The organism is Botryobacter ruber (assembly GCF_003347595.2).
Lineage (GTDB): Bacteria > Bacteroidota > Bacteroidia > Cytophagales > Hymenobacteraceae > Pontibacter > Pontibacter ruber_A.
In genome coordinates this window covers 45,038-61,996 of the sequence record NZ_QCZK02000040.1, presented here as the reverse complement: position 1 = coordinate 61,996, position 16,959 = coordinate 45,038, and the positions used below count along the sequence as shown (strand labels likewise).

At 49.9% G+C, this 16,959-nt stretch carries 16 protein-coding genes; 6 read left to right on the top strand and 10 right to left on the bottom strand.

The window, feature by feature from the left end:
• Positions 1 to 11: 11 nt before the first annotated feature.
• The 7 genes from DCW36_RS12730 to DCW36_RS12700 form a co-directional block, all read right to left on the bottom strand.
• Complete coding sequence (locus DCW36_RS12730; RefSeq protein ID WP_114782727.1) at positions 12 to 1,253, bottom strand: murein hydrolase activator EnvC family protein; 1,242 nt, start codon at positions 1,251 to 1,253, stop codon at positions 12 to 14.
• A 205-nt stretch (positions 1,254 to 1,458) separates the two neighbouring features.
• On the bottom strand, positions 1,459 to 2,199 hold the full coding sequence (locus DCW36_RS12725; protein ID WP_114782726.1) for a DUF4292 domain-containing protein: 741 nt from the start codon (positions 2,197 to 2,199) through the stop codon (positions 1,459 to 1,461).
• Positions 2,192 to 3,955 carry a tetratricopeptide repeat protein gene (locus DCW36_RS12720; protein ID WP_240676166.1) on the bottom strand — a complete coding sequence of 588 codons (1,764 nt, stop codon included), beginning with the start codon at positions 3,953 to 3,955 and terminating at the stop codon, positions 2,192 to 2,194. The genes DCW36_RS12725 and DCW36_RS12720 overlap by 8 nt, the downstream gene beginning before the upstream one ends.
• 6 nt (positions 3,956 to 3,961) lie before the next feature.
• Positions 3,962 to 4,969, bottom strand: a complete 1,008-nt coding sequence (locus tag DCW36_RS12715; RefSeq protein ID WP_114782725.1) for a sugar phosphate nucleotidyltransferase — start codon at positions 4,967 to 4,969, stop codon at positions 3,962 to 3,964.
• Between the two features lie 104 nt (positions 4,970 to 5,073).
• On the bottom strand, positions 5,074 to 5,523 hold the full coding sequence (gene dut / locus DCW36_RS12710) for a dUTP diphosphatase (RefSeq protein ID WP_114782724.1): 450 nt from the start codon (positions 5,521 to 5,523) through the stop codon (positions 5,074 to 5,076).
• Positions 5,524 to 5,542: 19 nt separating this feature from the next.
• Positions 5,543 to 7,036, bottom strand: a complete 1,494-nt coding sequence (locus DCW36_RS12705) for a lipopolysaccharide biosynthesis protein (protein ID WP_114782723.1) — start codon at positions 7,034 to 7,036, stop codon at positions 5,543 to 5,545.
• Between the two features lie 30 nt (positions 7,037 to 7,066).
• Positions 7,067 to 7,849, bottom strand: coding sequence for an enoyl-CoA hydratase/isomerase family protein (locus DCW36_RS12700; protein ID WP_114782722.1), 783 nt, complete (start codon positions 7,847 to 7,849; stop codon positions 7,067 to 7,069).
• Between the two features lie 188 nt (positions 7,850 to 8,037).
• Between DCW36_RS12700 and mscL the strand changes: the two genes are divergently transcribed.
• From mscL to DCW36_RS22595, 4 genes are all read left to right on the top strand, one after another.
• Positions 8,038 to 8,490, top strand: a complete 453-nt coding sequence (mscL, locus tag DCW36_RS12695; RefSeq protein ID WP_114782721.1) for a large-conductance mechanosensitive channel protein MscL — start codon at positions 8,038 to 8,040, stop codon at positions 8,488 to 8,490.
• Between the two features lie 15 nt (positions 8,491 to 8,505).
• Positions 8,506 to 9,459, top strand: a complete 954-nt coding sequence (locus DCW36_RS12690) for a DUF3078 domain-containing protein (RefSeq protein ID WP_114782720.1) — start codon at positions 8,506 to 8,508, stop codon at positions 9,457 to 9,459.
• Positions 9,460 to 9,689: 230 nt separating this feature from the next.
• Positions 9,690 to 10,034, top strand: a complete 345-nt coding sequence (locus DCW36_RS12685; RefSeq protein WP_125185419.1) for a hypothetical protein — start codon at positions 9,690 to 9,692, stop codon at positions 10,032 to 10,034.
• 22 nt (positions 10,035 to 10,056) lie between these two features.
• Positions 10,057 to 10,206, top strand: coding sequence for a hypothetical protein (locus tag DCW36_RS22595; RefSeq protein WP_164891121.1), 150 nt, complete (start codon positions 10,057 to 10,059; stop codon positions 10,204 to 10,206).
• Between the two features lie 135 nt (positions 10,207 to 10,341).
• Here the strand turns inward: DCW36_RS22595 and infB are convergent, their stop codons facing one another.
• The 3 genes from infB to DCW36_RS12670 all read right to left on the bottom strand — a co-directional run bounded on the left by infB (position 10,342) and on the right by DCW36_RS12670 (position 15,307).
• Entirely contained in the window at positions 10,342 to 13,452 is a 3,111-nt protein-coding gene (infB, locus tag DCW36_RS12680; RefSeq protein ID WP_114782718.1) for a translation initiation factor IF-2, read from the bottom strand.
• Between the two features lie 120 nt (positions 13,453 to 13,572).
• Positions 13,573 to 14,826, bottom strand: coding sequence for a transcription termination factor NusA (nusA, locus tag DCW36_RS12675; protein WP_114782717.1), 1,254 nt, complete (start codon positions 14,824 to 14,826; stop codon positions 13,573 to 13,575).
• A 7-nt stretch (positions 14,827 to 14,833) separates the two neighbouring features.
• On the bottom strand, positions 14,834 to 15,307 hold the full coding sequence (locus DCW36_RS12670; protein ID WP_240676165.1) for a ribosome maturation factor RimP: 474 nt from the start codon (positions 15,305 to 15,307) through the stop codon (positions 14,834 to 14,836).
• Positions 15,308 to 15,464: 157 nt separating this feature from the next.
• On the opposite strand from DCW36_RS12670, the gene DCW36_RS22955 reads away from it, so the two are divergent.
• Both DCW36_RS22955 and DCW36_RS12660 read left to right on the top strand, forming a co-directional pair.
• Positions 15,465 to 15,596, top strand: a complete 132-nt coding sequence (locus DCW36_RS22955; protein WP_262708147.1) for a hypothetical protein — start codon at positions 15,465 to 15,467, stop codon at positions 15,594 to 15,596.
• Between the two features lie 53 nt (positions 15,597 to 15,649).
• Entirely contained in the window at positions 15,650 to 16,729 is a 1,080-nt protein-coding gene (locus DCW36_RS12660) for an endonuclease/exonuclease/phosphatase family protein (protein ID WP_240676164.1), read from the top strand.
• The last annotated feature ends 230 nt before the right edge of the window (positions 16,730 to 16,959 follow it).

The following is a 16,959-nucleotide window of genomic DNA, read 5'->3' as shown; positions in this document are numbered from 1 at the left end:
GCTGATTATTGTTATTTCTTCCGGAGCCAGCCCTGTGGATTAAGGGTTTCGTTGTTTTTCCAGATTTGGAACTGGAGTTCTGTGGTGCCTTCCGGGTCGGTATAAACGGTACCGATTACGTCGTTTGGCTTCAGGGTTTGCCCGTCGCTTACATTTACGCTTCTGAGTTTGGCGTATACTGTAAAGAATTCGCCATGCTGCACCATTACAATGTTGTTCATGCCCGGTACACTCGCTACGGTTACAACCTTCCCCTCGAAAATAGCACGCGCTGCTTCCCCTTTTTCCGTCTGGATGTCGATACCGCGGTTTTCTACCACTACGCCTTTTAAGACAGGGTGATTGTGGCGTCCGAAGCCCTGCGAGATGAAGCCACGTTCTACGGGCCAGGCAAAGCGGCCTTTGTTACCGGCAAAGTTCGAGGAAATAAGCGCAGCCTCCGGGGTTAAGGTTATCCTGTTGGAGCTGCCGCTGGTTTTGCGGCCTTCTTCACGGGCAGCACGGGCGGCCCGGGCCATCTCTTCCCGCACAATGTCGGCAATCAGGTTGTCAAGTTTTTTAACCGCCTGCTGGCGCTGCGCCACTTCTTTTTTAAGGTTTTCTTCCTGCTTACTCAGCTTTGTAATCACACTGTCCTGCTGCACCTTCAGCGACAGCAGGTTTTTGTTTTCCTTTAGCTGTTGCTGGAGCAGGTGCTGCTTTTGCTGCTTTTTTGATTCCAGGATGGCCAACTGCCCGGACAGCGCTGCCTGCACCTTCTCTATTTGTTCTACCTGTTTCTTGCGGGCCTCGGTATACTGCTGCAGGTACTGCATACGCCGAAGCATCTGGTTGAACGACTCTGAAGCAAACAGGAACATCAGTTTGTTATAACTGTTGGCCGTTTTGGAGGCAGCATACACCATTTTGGCATATTCGTCCTTCAGCTTTTCCAGGTCGGCCTGCAGTGCGCCTACAATGCCTTCGGTTACTTTAACATCAGAATTCAGGAGCGTGACTTCACGCGAAATGTTATTGATAACGCCTTTCTGTACCGTAATTTTTTCCTTAATGGCATTTAGCTGGCCCAGCGACGCCTCCTTCTGCACTTTGGTTTGCTTCAGGATGCGGTTTGCTTCTTTAATGCGATTCAGGTTTTCCTTTTTCTCCCGTTCCAGCTGCGCCTTGGTCTTAGGCTTGCTCTTCTGGGCATAGTGCGTAAGCGGCAGGAGCACTAAGGCCAGGAAAAAAGTAAATCGGTAAATGGCCTTCATGGATGTTCTGTTCTACTACTCTTCGTTTACAAAGATGGCAAATCTAAACGCGAAGAACCAATAGCAGCCGGAAATTTTAGATGGTGACCGGCTATTTTTGAGCAGCAGCGGCTGTGGTGGCAGGTGCAGAAAACAAAAAAGTGACTGCACAGCAGTTCTGCACCTGCCACCACAGCCGCTGCACCATCATAAAGTTAAACAGAGCCTAAAGTCGTTTATAATCGGCGGGCACTGTGAAAGGGAAATCCAGGATTTCGCTGGCAACCGTAATGCGGGAGTGGTTAAGCGTGAAGGTTGAGGTTTGCTTTGCCTGTACGACCTGCGCTTCCATGCCATACGCCACCGGCACCGGGCCTACCGGCTGAAAGTTGTTATACGACACGTTGATGGTGTTGCCGGTTTGCTTATCGTTTACATTGAGCTGCACCAGTTTCTGGTTCTGCAGGCCGATGATGTATTCAAAAAGCAGGTTGTTCCGGAGCTGTTGCACGTGTTGCAGTTCTGCCTCCTGCATTACCTTCTCCGTTGGATTAGGCAGGTAGTTGCCCAGCAGGATGGCCTGCAGGATATCGTAATTTAAATCAACCTTGAATTTGTTGCGCAGGTAATCGTAGTCGGTGGCAATGTATTCTTTGCGCATCCGGTTTACCACAAACACCGAGTCCTGGGTTATTTTGATGCGGGCAGCTTCGATGCCAAGACCTGGCAAAATGGAGGCCCAGATAATACTGTCTTTCCGGATACGCAACGACATGCCGGAGCTCTGGCTGCCGTTGTTGTCTTCTACTTTAAGCTGGCTTCTGGCGCTGAGGTAGTCGAAATCGAGGTTCTGAACTGTTACGGAGCCTACGGTTTCGGTGGTAGCCGATGCTACAGGCGCAGCTTCTTTTTTGCAGGATGATAAAATTAGTAAGCCCAGCAGGAACAGCAGGAGCGGCTTATTCATAGAGTTTCTTTTCTTTAATTTTTCTTTCGATGTAAGCAGAGGCTTCGCCTTTGTGTTTGGCAATTTCCCATTGCTTTACGGCCTCGTCTTTTTTGCCCAGCTTAAAGAGCACATCGCCGTAATGTTCCAGGATGGTGGCATCGTCAGAAACAGCAATGGCTTTTTCCAGGTAATTCAGGGCGCCGGCATAGTCTTCCAGCTTATACAGTACCCAGGCATAGGTATCGAGGTAGGTTGGGTTATCCGGATGTTTTTTTACCAGGCGGCCCGACATTTCTTTTGCTTTTTCCAGCTTCTCGTTGCGGAGCGATAGGAAATAGCTGTAGTTGTTGAGCACATGCTCGTTGTTCGGGTCAACGGCCAGTACAGCATCGTACGCTGCATCCGATTTTTTGTACTCCTTAATGGAGTTATACCCATCGCCAAGCTGCATGTTAAACTGTTTGGCCATATCTGGCTCGCTAGTGGTAAGGCGCTTGCCACTTTCCAGCGATTTTACTGCTTTGTTGTAATTTTTGGCAATTAAGTGCCCGGTGCCGTTGTAGAACCAGAAGATCGCCTGGTTCGGGAACAGCTCCAGCGCCTGCTCCGAATGCACAATCAGCGAATCGGCCTGCGACAGTTCGGCATCGAGCAGCACAATCTGCTGCCAGATTTTAAAATGGGAGTCATCGAATTTTACCGCCTGAATGTAATTGTTGCGGGCCATTTCTTTTTTGCCCACAATGGTTTGCAGGTCACCGGCTACAGCATAAGCCTTTGCCTCTTTCGGGTGGGTCAGGATTGTAAGATCTACCAGTTCCAGCGAAACAGATTCCAATTTCGGATTTGGTAACTGCCGGATAAAATCTACCAGGATACGCACTTTGGTGTCGATATCGAGTTCGGAGCTGGCAAAGGCAAGTTTTACCTGCTTTTCAGATTCTTCGAGGTTGCCCTTCTGCCGGTTCAGGTCCGAGAGCATCAGGTGCGCGTAGGGGTTATCGGGCTCCATGGTCAGTGCCTTGCCCAGGATATTGATAGCTTCGTCGGTTTTCTTGGCGGCATTAAACAGCTCGGCCTGTGCCAGATAGTACCTGACTTCGGTTGGGTTAGCACTTAAAAGCCGTTGCCCTTCCTGAATAGCCTTGTCTACGTTTTTCTGGCGGAGGTAAATCTGCTGGCGGTTAATAGACACCTGCTCCATGGGCCCCATCTTTTTCTCGATGCGGTCATAGGTTTTTAGGGCCTCCGCATAATTTGACTGGGATAAGTACAGGTCGGCCAGGTTAAACAGGTACTGGTCAGAATCGGGAATGTTGCGCATCAGGTCGTTGAATACCTGGGCCGCTTCCGAAAATTGCTGCTGCTCGGTATAGGCCTGGGCAAGCAGCAGGTAATAGTAGGTATTTTTTGGGTTCTGAGCTACGGCAGCCTGTGCATAAGTGATGGCCTCTTTCGGCTTTTTCAGGAGCATGTGCGTTTCGGCAAGCTTGTAGCTAAGGGCTGCATTGGAGGGCGTAAGCGCATAAGCTTTCTGAAAAAACTTAAGCGCTTCCGGGTAATCCTCCAGCATAAAATATTTCATTCCATCCAGAAACAATGACTCGCTGAACTGCTTTTCCTGCTCCGACGGCTGAGGCGCAGGTAATACAAGTGTTGCATTCTCAGGTGCAGCCTTCGCTTTCTTCTTGCGCGAAGACTGTGCCTGTAGTTCGCCGGCCGTAAGCAGCGTGAAGCAGCAGGCCGCGAGTACAATGTTTCTGAATAGGATCATGGTAAATTATTCTTTAAGCGTATTATAGTCTCCCAGGCTGAGATCAGACCGGCTCCCCTCATAAACAACATAATTGCCTAACATTGAGTTTACTATGTTCCCGTTTTTAAGGGTAGTATTTTGCTGCACTATAGAGTTACTTACGATAGAATCGGACACATTGGTGTTATTTCCGATAGAAACATGTGGCCCGATTACCGAATTTTTTATCACCGCATTCTCTCCGATGTACACTGGCGGTATAATTACCGAGTTCTGTAATTGTGCCGATGAGGCTACCAGGTCTTTCTCATCCTTTATATACTCTAAATAGCGCTGATTAGTATAAACAGTTGCGTTTTTATTTCCGCAGTCGAGCCATTCAGAGATCAGGGCAGGAATAAAGACTGTTCCCTTGTTCTTCATGTTTTCGAGGGCGTTGGTGAGCTGGTACTCGCCTTTGTCCTTGATGTCGTTGTCGAGCAGGTACTGGAGCTCGTTGCGCAGGTATTCGCCGTCTTTAAAGAAATAAATACCGATGATTGCCAGGTCCGAAACAAACTCTTCCGGTTTTTCTACGAAGTCTGTTATCTGGTTTTTATCGTTCAGTTTGATCACGCCGTAGGCCCGCGGGTCTTCCACACGCTGCACCCAGATAGTACCTTCCGCATTCGTGTCGAGCTGGAAATCGGCTTTGAACAGGGTATCGGCAAATGCCACCACTACTTTTCCTACCAAAGCTTCTTTGGCGCAGAGAATGGCATGGGCTGTTCCAAGGGCTTCTTCCTGGTAATGGATGGTGCCTTTAGCGCCTACAGATTCCGCAATTTTTACCAGGTCTTTCTCTACCTGCTCCCCAAAGTGGCCGATAATAAAAGCCACCTCCTCGATGGGTTCGTGGCATACTTTTGCAATATCCTCTACAAGGCGCTGCACAATGGGCTTGCCTGCAATCGGAATAAGTGGTTTAGGAACTGAAAGTGTGTGTGGGCGCATGCGTTTGCCCATTCCTGCCATCGGTATGATAATCCTCATAGCTTAAAGTGTTAGTTAGTTAAACTGATTAATTTCCTGGCATAGGAGCAGCTGTTCTGCCTGCTTATCTTCTGCCTAATTATAAAATTTAAGTAAACACGCTGTTAGCGGGTGCCGGTACTGCCATAGCCGCCGGCGCCACGCGCTGTTTCTGTCAGCTCCCCGGTTTCCATCCAGGCCACCCGCTCGTAGCGGGTCACTACCATCTGCGCCACGCGCTCCCCGTCTTCCACCACAAACTCCTGCTCCGACAGGTTTACCAGCAGCACTTTTATCTCGCCGCGGTAATCGGCATCAATGGTGCCCGGGCTGTTTACGATAGAAATCCCATGTTTGTACGCCAGGCCGCTTCTGGGTCTTATCTGCGCTTCGTGTCCTTCGGGCAGTTGTATAAACAGGCCGGTAGGAATAAGCGCACGCTGCAGCGGCTTCAGTACAACGGGGGCATCTAAATTAGCGCGAAGATCCATGCCGGCCGAGTGCTCGGTCTGGTAAGAAGGCAACGCGTGCTTTGATCCATTAATGACGTTAACCTGGAGGTTCTTGTTGTTCATCTGTCAAAAATATATAAAATTATCTATTAAAAAAGTACAGTCGCTCCCGCAGCAGCACTACTGCCGCAAAGATGGCGCAGAGCCCTAACTTGTAAGCGTGCCGCAACCAGAAGTTATCGATAGGCACATACAGGGCCGCTACTACCAGTACCACCGCAAACAGAATATAAGCTGCTATGGTTTTTACGGGATACGGAATGGGGTAATGGCGCTGCCCCAGCAGGTAACTGGCAAGCGCCATGCTGAAGTAGCAAACCAGGGTGGTCCAGGCGGAGCCCATGTAGCCCAAAACGGGAATGAGCAGCAGGTTGAGTAGGATGGTGATGCCGGCGCCGCCAAAGCTGATATAGGTGCCAAAGCGGGTCTTGTCTGTCAGCTTAAACCAGATGGAAAGGTTGTAGTAAACACCCAGGAACAGGTTCGCCATCAGCAGGATGGGCACAATCGCCAGGCCGGTCCGGTACTCGGGGCGGCGCAGCAGCAGGGCAAAGTCTTCCAGGTTGGCGCTTACGAACAGGAAAATAAAGGCACACACAATCACAAACCACTTCATGATGAGGGCAAAGGTCTGCGGCGAATTTTTATCGGAGGCCTGTGAAAAGAAAAACGGTTCAGCTGCATACCGGAATGCCTGTATCGCCAGCGACATGAAAATGGCCAGCTTATAGCAGTTGCCATAGATGCCCACCACCGCGTCGTTGCTCATGTTGGGGTAAAAGCTTTCGGGCAGGTAGGAGCGGAGCAGGATCCGGTCGATCACTTCGTTCACCATACCCGCCAGGCCCATAAACATGAGTGGGTAGGCATACACCAGCATCGGTTTGAGCAACTCTTTATCTATCCCGAAACGGAATGTTTTAAACTGCCGCCAGAAGAAGGGAAGCAGCAGGCAGTTGGCAGCCAGGTTTATCAGGAAAATGTAGCCGACGCCTAATTCCGGGTTGTATATGTACTCCACCAGGGGTTTTAGCTCCTGCAGGTATTTGCCCTGGTAAATGTTGCGGCACAGGATAAGGAAAAAGATATTGGCCCCGACCGTTATCAGGATATTGGATAGCCTGATAGTAGCGAACCGGATCGCCTTATTCTCAAGCCGCAGACGTGCAAAAGCAATGGCAGCAATGGCATCGATGCCCAGGATAAGCGCCAGCCAGCGCACAAAATGAGGATATTCCGGGTAGCCAACCCAGGCAGCGATCTGGTTGGAGAACAGTAGTAAAAGCCCCGAAAAAACAACGCTGCTCGTTAGCAGCAGGCTCAGTACGTGGTTGTAGAGGCGTTGTTGGTCTGTGCCGGACTTGTTGGCAAATCGGAAATAGGCTGTTTCCATGCCATAGGTGAACAGCACGTTAAAGAAAGCAACATAAGCATAAAGTACCACCTGCACACCAAGTTCAGCCGGTGCAAAAGCGGCTGTGTAAATTGGTACCAGTAAGTAAGTGATTGCTCTGCCAACGATGCTACTTAATCCATAGGCAGCAGTCTGCCCTACCAGTTTCTTGGCTATACTCATGTGGGGGTGAGGTAGGGTGGGGGAATTAAATTATTTACCTTTAAAAACAGGGCGGCGTTTTTCGATAAAGGCGTTGGTGCCTTCCAGGAAATCTTCGGAACTGCAGCAGCGGGCAAAGGCATTGGCTTCGGTCTGGTAGCCATCTTCGTCTTTGTTGAAAACCGCATTCACACACTCTATTACCAGGCCAATAGCCAGCGGAGCCTTCGACAGGATTTTGTTCAGGAGCGCCAGGCAGGTGGGCAGCAGTTCTTCCGGAGAGGTTACCTCGTTTACCAACCCGAGTGCCTTGGCTGTTTCAGCTGATATCATGTCGGCTGTCATAATCAGTTCCATGGCTTTGCCCTTGCCCACCAGCTGGGTCAGGCGTTGGGTGCCGCCATACCCCGGTACCAGGCCCAGGTTTACTTCCGGCTGACCGAAGCGGGCATTGGTGCTGGCGATGCGCAGGTGGCAGGCCATGGCCAGCTCGCAGCCTCCGCCCAGCGCGAAGCCGTTTACGGCTGCAATTATGGGCTTATGGCAGTGCTCCAGCAGGTTGAACAGCTCCTGGCCACGTTCGGCAAAGCCCCGGGCATTTACTTCGCTAAGCTCTGCTATCTCTGTAATGTCGGCGCCCGCTACAAATGCTTTGGTGCCGGCACCCGTAAAAATGACTCCTTTAATGGCAGCATCGTCATAAATTTGCTGTACGACATTCCTTATTTCCCGGAGCGTATCCACACTGAGTGCGTTTAATTTATCCTCGCGGTTAATGGTGACAGTCAGAATGCCATTGTCCAGTTGAAGCAGCAGGTTTTCATAAGTGCCCATAATTTCTTCAAACGTAAAGTTGTGATGTTATTACAAATATAGTGAATTCATTAAAACCTTTGGTTGTAAATTGCAGCCCCGGCCCAGGGGGGTAGCAGCGGTAGTTTGCGTGCAGCTGCATGCGGTGTCGGAGAGAAATAGTTTAGTGTTACGACATGAAATTGAAGTTTAAGTATTAATTTTAAGCCATGGGTTTTTTTACTGAATTCAGAGAGTTTGCTGTAAAAGGAAACGTAATTGACCTGGCTGTCGGGGTAGTTATTGGTACTGCCTTTGGGGCTATTACAACTTCGCTGGTAAAAGACCTGATCATGCCGCCGCTGGGCGTAATCATTAGTAACGTAGATTTCACAAAGCTGAAGCTTGTGCTCAAAGAGGCCGAGGTGGTAAACGGAGCCGTTGTTACAGAGGCTGTAACGTTAAACTACGGCACTTTTTTACAAACGGTGGTCAACTTCCTGATTATTTCCTTTGCTATCTTCCTGATGGTGCGCACCATTAACCGCTACAGGCGCAAAGAAGCTGCCAAGCCTGCGCCTCCCATAAACAAGCAGGAAGTGCTGCTGGCCGAAATCCGCGACATCCTGAAAGAACAGAACGGTACTGTGCCGGGCCCTTCTGCTGCCCCCTCTGAAGTTTGATATTGTTTTTCTATTATGAATAAATTTTACCAGTATTTTATTTTTTCGTTTTCCATTTTCATACTATTCCATGCAGGCGCCTGTGCCCAGGAAATAAAACCGGATTCTGTTGCCAGCGCCTGGGCTTTTGGGGGTTCTGCCAACCTGAACTTCAGCCAGGTAAATGTAAACAACTGGGCCGCCGGCGGACAAAACTCCATGTCGGTGCTGGGAATGACCAACCTGGTGGCTAATTACAAGCGCGGCAAAAACACCTGGAATAACTCGCTGGGCCTGACGCTGGGGACCGTTAAACTGGAAAACCAACGGGTCCGGAAAAGCGACGACCGCCTGGAGGTGAACATTAAGTACGGCAGAGAAACGTCTTCTAAACGGTGGTTTTACACCGGCCAGATCAACCTCAAAAGCCAGCTGACGCCTACTTATAACGATGCGAAGGATACCATCGTTTCCAACTTCCTGTCGCCGGGTTTTATTCTGGTATCGGCAGGGATGGATTATAAACCCAGTCCGAGGTTATCTATCTTTATGTCGGCCCTTACAGGTAAATTTACTGTCGTGCTGAGCCAGCAATTAGCAGATATCGGGGCCTTTGGTGTACGACCTGCCTGGAAAAGCGAAGTGGGCAAACTGATGCCCGGCACCGGACAGCGTTTCCGGAAGGAAATGGGGGGCTATATAAATGTGCGCTATACGGATGAAGTGATCAAGAATGTAACGCTGCGCTCAAAACTGGACCTGTTCAGCAACTACCTTACCGATCCCGAAAACGTGGATGTTAACTGGGAAAACATCGTTGACTTTAAAGTAAACAAGTTTATTTCAGCCAACCTGTTTCTGCATATGATCTATGATGACGATATTTTGATCAAGGTAGATACCACGGGCGATGGCGTAAAAGACAGTAAAGCGCCCCGCTTACAGGTAAAAGAAACGCTGGGAATAGGGTTTGCTTATAAATTTAAATAAGCTGCTACTTTTTTCTTCAATCTTAAACTTCTTTCAGCTGAAAACAGTTTATTAGTACACCTTTTGCTTCTCCTTGATTGGTAGCACCTGCGTCTCCCGGTTATTTTTACAAAAGAGAATCTCTTAAAGGAGAGCAATAAAAGGAATGGTTTTTGTGTTAGAATAGTATTATAGAAGATCTTACAGCTTTGTTTATCAGAGCTCTTAAACAGAAAGAAAACACTCAATTTATGAAAACACTTATTGTTTCTTTGTTCAGCTTTTTCCTGCTACTGGCTGTTACTGATGTGAAAGCACAAACGGCCATGGACAATTCTAAATCCAAAGATGAGTTTTGGGGAACTCCTAAAAAGACACATCGTGGTGCATCAGCCGATGCCGTTGGTACCAGAGGCGAAGCCCTTGATACGCGCTATAATGCCTATGAAACTGGTAAGCGTGGGAGCTTCAGGTTGATGAACTTTAAAAACAAAAATATAAAGCTGACTGAAATGCAGAAGCGTGAGGAAAAGATACTGAAGAAACATAAGCGGGAGAAGAAAAGACGCGAAAGGGAAATGCGCAGAAACGATTAGCAGCTCAACCAGTTCTGCTGATTTGAAACCGAAAGAGGCTGTCCGGAAAACCGGTACAGCCTCTTTTGATTTTAGCGGAGCAGTGGCTGTGGTGGCTGCTGCAGCAAAGCTTTTGATGGCTTTGAAGTCTGCTGCTCCTGCCACCATAGCCGCTGCTCCACAAACCGGGTAAAGCAAGATGATGTAGAGCCGGTAATATTCTGCTGCCACTGTCACCATAACCACTGCTGCTGTTACCTGCTGTAAAAGCAAAAAGCCCCGTATTGCTACAGGGCTTTTCAGTATTTGATGTGCTACGGATTCCCGATTAGAGCGTCCGCTTCACTTCTTTCTCTTCGTAGGCTTCGATGATATCACCCATCTGGATTTCGTTGTATCCTTTCAGGCTGATACCGCACTCGTAACCTTGCCTTACTTCGGCAACATCGTCTTTAAAGCGTTTTAGTGCCAGTATCTCGCCGTCGTGTACTACAATTCCTTCACGAACCAGACGTACCTTGGAATTACGGTGGATGCTGCCGTCTGTAATCATACAGCCTGCAATGGTACCCACTTTCGTAATCTTGAACACCTCTCTAACTTCAGCGTTACCAACAACTTCCTCTTTCATGGTTGGCGCAAGCATACCTTCCATGGCATCCTTCACCTGGTTGATGGCGTCGTAGATGATAGAGTACAGGCGTACATCGATCTGCTCCTGCTCTGCCAGCTTGCGTGCGTTCTGCGACGGACGAACCTGGAAACCAATGATGATCGCGTCGGAGGCAGAGGCCAGCAACACATCGGATTCGGAGATGGCACCCACGCCTTTGCTGATGATGTTTACCTGCACCTCGCTGGTCGACAGTCGTAATAAGGAGTCGGAGAGGGCTTCTACGGAACCGTCCACGTCACCTTTCACAATCACGTTCAGTTCTTTAAACGAACCGATAGCAAGTCGTCGGCCAATCTCATCAAGCGTAATGTGCTTACGGGTACGCAGGCTTTGTTCCCGCATTACCTGTGCTCTGTTCGAGGCAATTTCACGGGCCTCACGCTCAGAGTCCATTACCACAAATTTATCACCCGCCTGTGGCGCGCCATCCAGGCCGAGCAGCTGCACCGGTGTAGATGGGCCGGCTTCTTTCATTTTCTTGCCCCGGTGGTCGGTCATGGCTTTTACGCGGCCATAGTGCGAGCCTGCCAGCACCACATCCCCGATTTTGAGGGTACCGGTTTGTACCAGCACGGTAGCTACATAGCCGCGGCCTTTGTCGAGCGAGGCTTCGATAACGGTACCCACAGCCATTCGCTTTGAATTGGCTTGCAGCTCCAGGAGTTCAGCTTCAAGGAGTACTTTCTCCAGCAGGTCCGGCACACCCTGGCCTGTTTTGGCCGAAACCTCCTGCGACTGGTATTTACCGCCCCATTCTTCCACCAGGATGTTCATTTGAGCAAGCTCTTTACGAACTTTATCCGGGTTAGCGGCTGGTTTATCTATTTTGTTTAATGCAATGATGATAGGAGAACCCGCTGCCTGCGCGTGATTGATCGCTTCTTTTGTCTGAGGCATCACGGAGTCGTCGGCGGCTACCACAATAATTACAACGTCGGTTACTTTGGCACCACGGGCACGCATCGCTGTAAAGGCCTCGTGACCAGGCGTATCAAGGAACGTAATATTACGGCCGCTTTCAGTTGTTACTTTATAAGCGCCAATGTGCTGGGTAATACCCCCTGCCTCGCCGGCTGTTACGTTTGCATTCCGGATGTAATCGAGCAAGGATGTTTTACCATGGTCAACGTGACCCATGATCGTTACGATCGGAGCGCGTTCTGTCAGGTTTGCCTCGTCTTCTTCTTCTACTGTTTCAAGCGCCTGCTCATCTTCTGATGTGATAAACTCTATGCTATAGCCAAACTCATCTGCAATAATGGTAATCGCCTCGGCATCGAGTCGTTGGTTGATCGAAACGAACATGCCCAGCTGCATGCAGACTTTGATAACGTCGTTCACGCTCACGTTCATCAGCGCTGCCAGGTCGTTTGCAGATACGAACTCGGTTACACGCAGTGTCTTCGACTCTGCCTGCTCCTGCATTCTGCGTTCTTCGGTAGCATCGGCAATGGCAGACCGTTTTTCACGACGGTACTTGGCTCTGTTGCCGCCACTGCTCTTGCTGCCGCTAAGCTTGGCAAGTGTGGCTTTAATCTGCTCCTGGATTTCCTTGTCGGTAACTTCGGCCTTCTCGGCTCTTGCAGGTGCTGCATGCCGTGGTGGTCTGTTACCCTGGTAGCCGCCTCCTGCAGGCTTGCCAGGCCTGTTGCCCTGGTAGCCGCCGCCGGCAGGACGACCCTGTCCGCCTTGTCCTTGCCCCTGGCCTTGTTGCTGGGCAGGTCTTGCCTGTCCGCCACCTTGTCCGGGCTGGCCAGACTCTGCGCCGGGTACAATAATACGCTTCCGTTTTTTCTTCTTGCCCTTCTTGTCGTCGGACGAAGCAACGGGTTTCGATCCCTTTCTGCGGGAAGTATCGGGCAATTCTATTTTACCTAACACTGTCAGACCTTTTAGCTGGTCTGCTTTAGCTGTGATCGTTTCTATTTTCTGTGTCTCGTTTTCTTCTGGAGTTGCTGCAGGCTGTTCAGGCGCTTTAGGAGCAGCAGGAGCTTTTTCTGCTTCCGGTGCTGGCGCAGGTTTAGGCGCTGCCGGTTTTTCGGCAGCGGGTGGGGTGGCTGGCGCAGCAGGTTGCTGTGGTGCTTCCGGCGCTTTGGGTGCCGATGCCTGCGTTTCTGGTGCGGCCGCTGCCGGCGTAGCTTTTACCTCTTCTGCCGGTTTCGCTTCGGTTGCTTTTGGCGTTTCAGGCTGCGCTGGAGCTTCAGCTGGTGCAGCAGGGGCCTGGGCTGCCGGTTTTTCTGCGGCAGGCTGCTTTTCAGGTGCAGCAGGAGCCGCTGGTTCGGGAGCGGCAGGCGCTGCCGGCTGAGGCGGCTGTGGCTTTTGCACCGGGCGTCCTTTGGCATCCAGTTCAATTTTACCTACCACCTTAAAGCCCGGAAGCTTAGTGGTTTCTGCTCTTTCCTCTTCTTTAGGGGCAGCTGGTTCCGGTTTTGCCGGTGCCGGTTCCTGTTTTGGCTGATGTGCCGTTCTGATAAATATTTCGTGTTCGGGCTCGCTTGTCCTTTTGGGCTCATGATGCTCCGTCTCGACAACCTGGTTGCTTTGAGGCTTTTTGCCGATGTTGAGCTCTTCTGCCACTGCTTTATCCTGCATAGAGGAAGCAAATTCTTTCGTCAGCATACCGAACTGCTCTGCCGTGATTTTGGTAGTGGGTTTATTTTCCACGGCAAAACCTTTAGCAGAGAGGTAATCTACGATGGTAGACGTACCTATATTTAAAGTAGTTGCAACCTGTTTAAGCCTCCTTGTTTTTTCTTCTGCCATGTTCTAAATATGCTGTCTTTTTTATTCTAATGTTAATGGGTATTACGCTTACAGCTATGAGGGTGTAATATTCTGTTGCTTAATTGCTTCAAAATTAAAACAACGGCGCACAACTCACAACTATTGATTATCTTCTGCCTCAAACTCTTCGCGCAGGATAGAGAATACGTCCTCGATGGTTTCTTCTTCCAGTTCTGTTCTGCGAAGCAACTCTTCTTTGGTTACGGCCAGCACACTTTTGGCTGTATCCAGACCAATTCTTCTTAATTCTTCGATTACCCAGCCTTCAATCTCGTCAGAGAATTCTTCCAGGCTGATGTCTTCTTCGTAGCTTTCCGACTCTCTGAACACATCAATCTCCATATCTACCAGTTTGCTGGCAAGCTTGATGTTCTGGCCGCCTTTACCGATGGCCAGCGATACCTGGTCCGGTTTCAGGAATACCGATACGCGTCCGTTTTCTTCATCAATCTTAATGCTGCTGATCTTGGCCGGGCTCAGCGCACGCTGGATGTAGAGATCCAGGTTATCGGTGTAGTTAATTACGTCGATGTTCTCGTTTTCGAGTTCCCGCACAATGCTGTGGATGCGCGAACCTTTCATGCCCACACAGGCGCCAACCGGATCGATGCGGTCGTCAAAAGACTCTACGGCTACTTTGGCACGTTCTCCCGGCTCACGCACAATTTTTTTGATGGCGATCAGGCCGTCGGCAATTTCCGGTACTTCGTTCTCGAACAAACGCTCCAGGAAAGCAGGAGACGTTCGGGAAAGAATAATCTTCGGGTTGCCATTAATAATTTCTACGCGTTGTACCACGGCACGCACCACATCGCCTTTGCGGTAGCGGTCTTTCGGTATCTGCTCGACTTTCGGTATTAACAGTTCGTTTTCCTCCTGGTCCAGCAACAGCACCTCGCGGTTCCACACCTGGTACACCTCGCCTGAAATAATCTCGCCAACCAGGTCTTTGTACTTCTGGAACAGGATTTCCTTTTCCATGTCCTTGATGCGCTGGATGAGCGTCTGGCGGGCGGTAAGCACGGCACGGCGGCCAAAGTCTTCCAGTTGGATCTCTTCCGACACCTCTTCGCCAACTTCAAAATCAGGCTCTATTTTGCGTGCCTCCGAAAGGCTGATTTTATCTGTATCCCAGATGTCTTCGGAGTTATCGTCTACAATCTCACGGTTGCGCCAGATTTCCAGGTCACCCTTCTCCACGTTCAGGATGATATCAAAGTTCTCGTCGGTGCCCCATTTTTTGCGGATCATGGTACGGAAAACATCCTCCAGGATACGCATCATCGTCGGGCGGTCAATGTTCTTGAATTTCGCAAATTCAGCGAACGACTCGATCAGGACTGAACTGTTCATTATTTTCTCATTTAAAAGATATTACAACATTCGCTTTCACAACCTCTTCGAAAGGTATCTGCACAGGGGCATAAGTTGCCTTCTTGCCTTTCTGTTTAATTTCTTCTGTTAAGTTAAGGCCGCTCTCCGTTACTTCTTCCAGCTTGCCGGTTTTTTCGGAACCATCCTGCAGTTTCACCTTCAGGGTACGGCCTACATGGCGCTTGTACTGTTTTGGCTGCGTGAGCGGGTAATCCACGCCAGGCGAACTTACCTCCAGCACATACGCCAGCTCCTCGCCGAAAGCTTCTGCAATTTTAGCGTTCACGCGGCGGCTGATGACAGCGCACTGGTCTATGGTAATGCCTTGTTCGCCATCGGCCAGCACCGTGATTTTAGGACGTGCCGGTGAATCCGATACTGCCACATCCACCAGAAAAAGATCCTCGTCCGGAAGACTTTCCTGGGCCATCGTCCTGATAATTTGTGCCGTTAGTGCCATAGTTAACCTTACCAAATAAAGAAGGGGACTTCGTGTCCCCTCATCTCCTTTAGATATTATGCCACAAATTTACAACAATTACATGATATAAACAACATAGTAGCGAATGCAACTATATGTTCAACATTTAATAAATGTTCCGGAAAGACCTGGGGGAGTGGCAACACATGCAGCGGGAGGCGGTGCTGTTGCAAGTGTAACAGCAGCGGGCGATGGAAAGTTCGGATGGGGCGTGGGTTTGTCGTTAAAGAATAATATTATGGATGAGCTGTCTTATATAAAAGCATAATTTGTAAGTTTGCTATTATGTCAGGTGCATTTAGAAGGATCAAGAGGCAGGTTATGCTCACCCTTACCATTGGGGTGGCCCTGTGGCTGCTGGCAGGACTGTACTGCCTGCGGGTGCCTCCGTATGACTTCTGGCCTGCCGGTTTTATTGCGTTCTCGTTGCCGGGTCCTCTTTTTCTGAACTTTGTATTGCTGCTCTACTGGCTGTTCAAGCGTTCCTGGAACGCGGTGCTGCCGCTGGCTTTGTTTTTGTTTGGCTGGTCGTATTACGCGCGTCTGTTTGCTGTTAACCCGAAAGAGGACACGCCCGAGGAAGGAAAAACCCTGCAGGTGCTAAGCTATAATGTGCATGTGTTTAATGCCTACGCCGATGTAGACGGAAGCGAACGCGAAGCTTCGGCTGAAATGGTGGAGTGGGTGGCAACGCACCCGGCGGATGTGTACTGCCTCCAGGAGTTTTACAGCAACAGGGGGTCCAGCGTGTACAACACCGTCAGCCGCATCGGTACCCGGTACGATAAATTCCGCTACTTCTCGGTATCGCATGTAGACAGGAATAAGGCCGACATCGGCATCGTGATTTTTTCGCGGTATCCTATTATAAATAAAGGCGTCATCCGCTTTGGGGAGTCCAACCACAACCGGGCCATTTTCGCGGACCTGAACCTGGGCGGCGATACGGTTCGGGTGTACACGGCCCATTTGCAGTCGATGAGCATTAAATCGCAGGACATCGAAAACACGTACTCAGCCATTGGTAACCGCGAGGAGATGAAGCGGGAGGGACGTAACCTGGCCAGGCGCCTGCGCAAAGGTTTTATTGCCCGTGCCCGGCAGGTAGAAGTGCTGCAGGAGCATTACAGGCAGTCGCCATACCCTTACATTGTGTGCGGCGACCTGAACGATTCGCCCTTTAGCTACACTTATAACCTGCTGGCAAACGACATGGATAATGCTTTTGTGGAGGCAGGTAACGGCGTAGGAGCTACCTACAACGGCCCGGTCCCGTTTCTGCGGATCGATAACCAGTTCTACAGCAGCGGCCTGCGTGCCTACCAATTCCAGACGCACCAGGAGGTGGGGCAGTCGGATCATTACCCTATTTCGGCGAAGTATGTGCTGGAAAAGGAGTGAGAAAGTTAGAGAGTTAGAGAGTTAGAGAGTTAGAAAGTTTGGGAGGTAGAGAGGTGTAATTTGTAGGGGTTGAAAATCTTCAACCCTGTAACAGAGAGGTAGAGAGGTATAGGTATGACTGTAGAGACGCGGTGCCCGCATCTCCTGCACAAACCACAGACAAACCCAATCCTGAAAATCCTAAAATCCCGTAAATCCTGATTCAGACAAAAAGACAAACATAAAATCAC

What these genes read in the sequence shown, in the direction of transcription:
- DCW36_RS12730 (WP_114782727.1), bottom strand. Translation starts at nt 1,253, where the DNA reads ATGAAGGCCATTTACCGATTTACTTTTTTCCTGGCCTTAGTGCTCCTG.
- DCW36_RS12725 (WP_114782726.1), bottom strand. Translation starts at nt 2,199, where the DNA reads ATGAATAAGCCGCTCCTGCTGTTCCTGCTGGGCTTACTAATTTTATCA.
- DCW36_RS12720 (WP_240676166.1), bottom strand. Translation starts at nt 3,955, where the DNA reads ATGATCCTATTCAGAAACATTGTACTCGCGGCCTGCTGCTTCACGCTG.
- DCW36_RS12715 (WP_114782725.1), bottom strand. Translation starts at nt 4,969, where the DNA reads ATGAGGATTATCATACCGATGGCAGGAATGGGCAAACGCATGCGCCCA.
- dut (WP_114782724.1), bottom strand. Translation starts at nt 5,523, where the DNA reads ATGAACAACAAGAACCTCCAGGTTAACGTCATTAATGGATCAAAGCAC.
- DCW36_RS12705 (WP_114782723.1), bottom strand. Translation starts at nt 7,036, where the DNA reads ATGAGTATAGCCAAGAAACTGGTAGGGCAGACTGCTGCCTATGGATTA.
- DCW36_RS12700 (WP_114782722.1), bottom strand. Translation starts at nt 7,849, where the DNA reads ATGGGCACTTATGAAAACCTGCTGCTTCAACTGGACAATGGCATTCTG.
- mscL (WP_114782721.1), top strand. Translation starts at nt 8,038, where the DNA reads ATGGGTTTTTTTACTGAATTCAGAGAGTTTGCTGTAAAAGGAAACGTA.
- DCW36_RS12690 (WP_114782720.1), top strand. Translation starts at nt 8,506, where the DNA reads ATGAATAAATTTTACCAGTATTTTATTTTTTCGTTTTCCATTTTCATA.
- DCW36_RS12685 (WP_125185419.1), top strand. Translation starts at nt 9,690, where the DNA reads ATGAAAACACTTATTGTTTCTTTGTTCAGCTTTTTCCTGCTACTGGCT.
- infB (WP_114782718.1), bottom strand. Translation starts at nt 13,452, where the DNA reads ATGGCAGAAGAAAAAACAAGGAGGCTTAAACAGGTTGCAACTACTTTA.
- nusA (WP_114782717.1), bottom strand. Translation starts at nt 14,826, where the DNA reads ATGAACAGTTCAGTCCTGATCGAGTCGTTCGCTGAATTTGCGAAATTC.
- DCW36_RS12670 (WP_240676165.1), bottom strand. Translation starts at nt 15,307, where the DNA reads ATGGCACTAACGGCACAAATTATCAGGACGATGGCCCAGGAAAGTCTT.
- DCW36_RS12660 (WP_240676164.1), top strand. Translation starts at nt 15,650, where the DNA reads ATGCTCACCCTTACCATTGGGGTGGCCCTGTGGCTGCTGGCAGGACTG.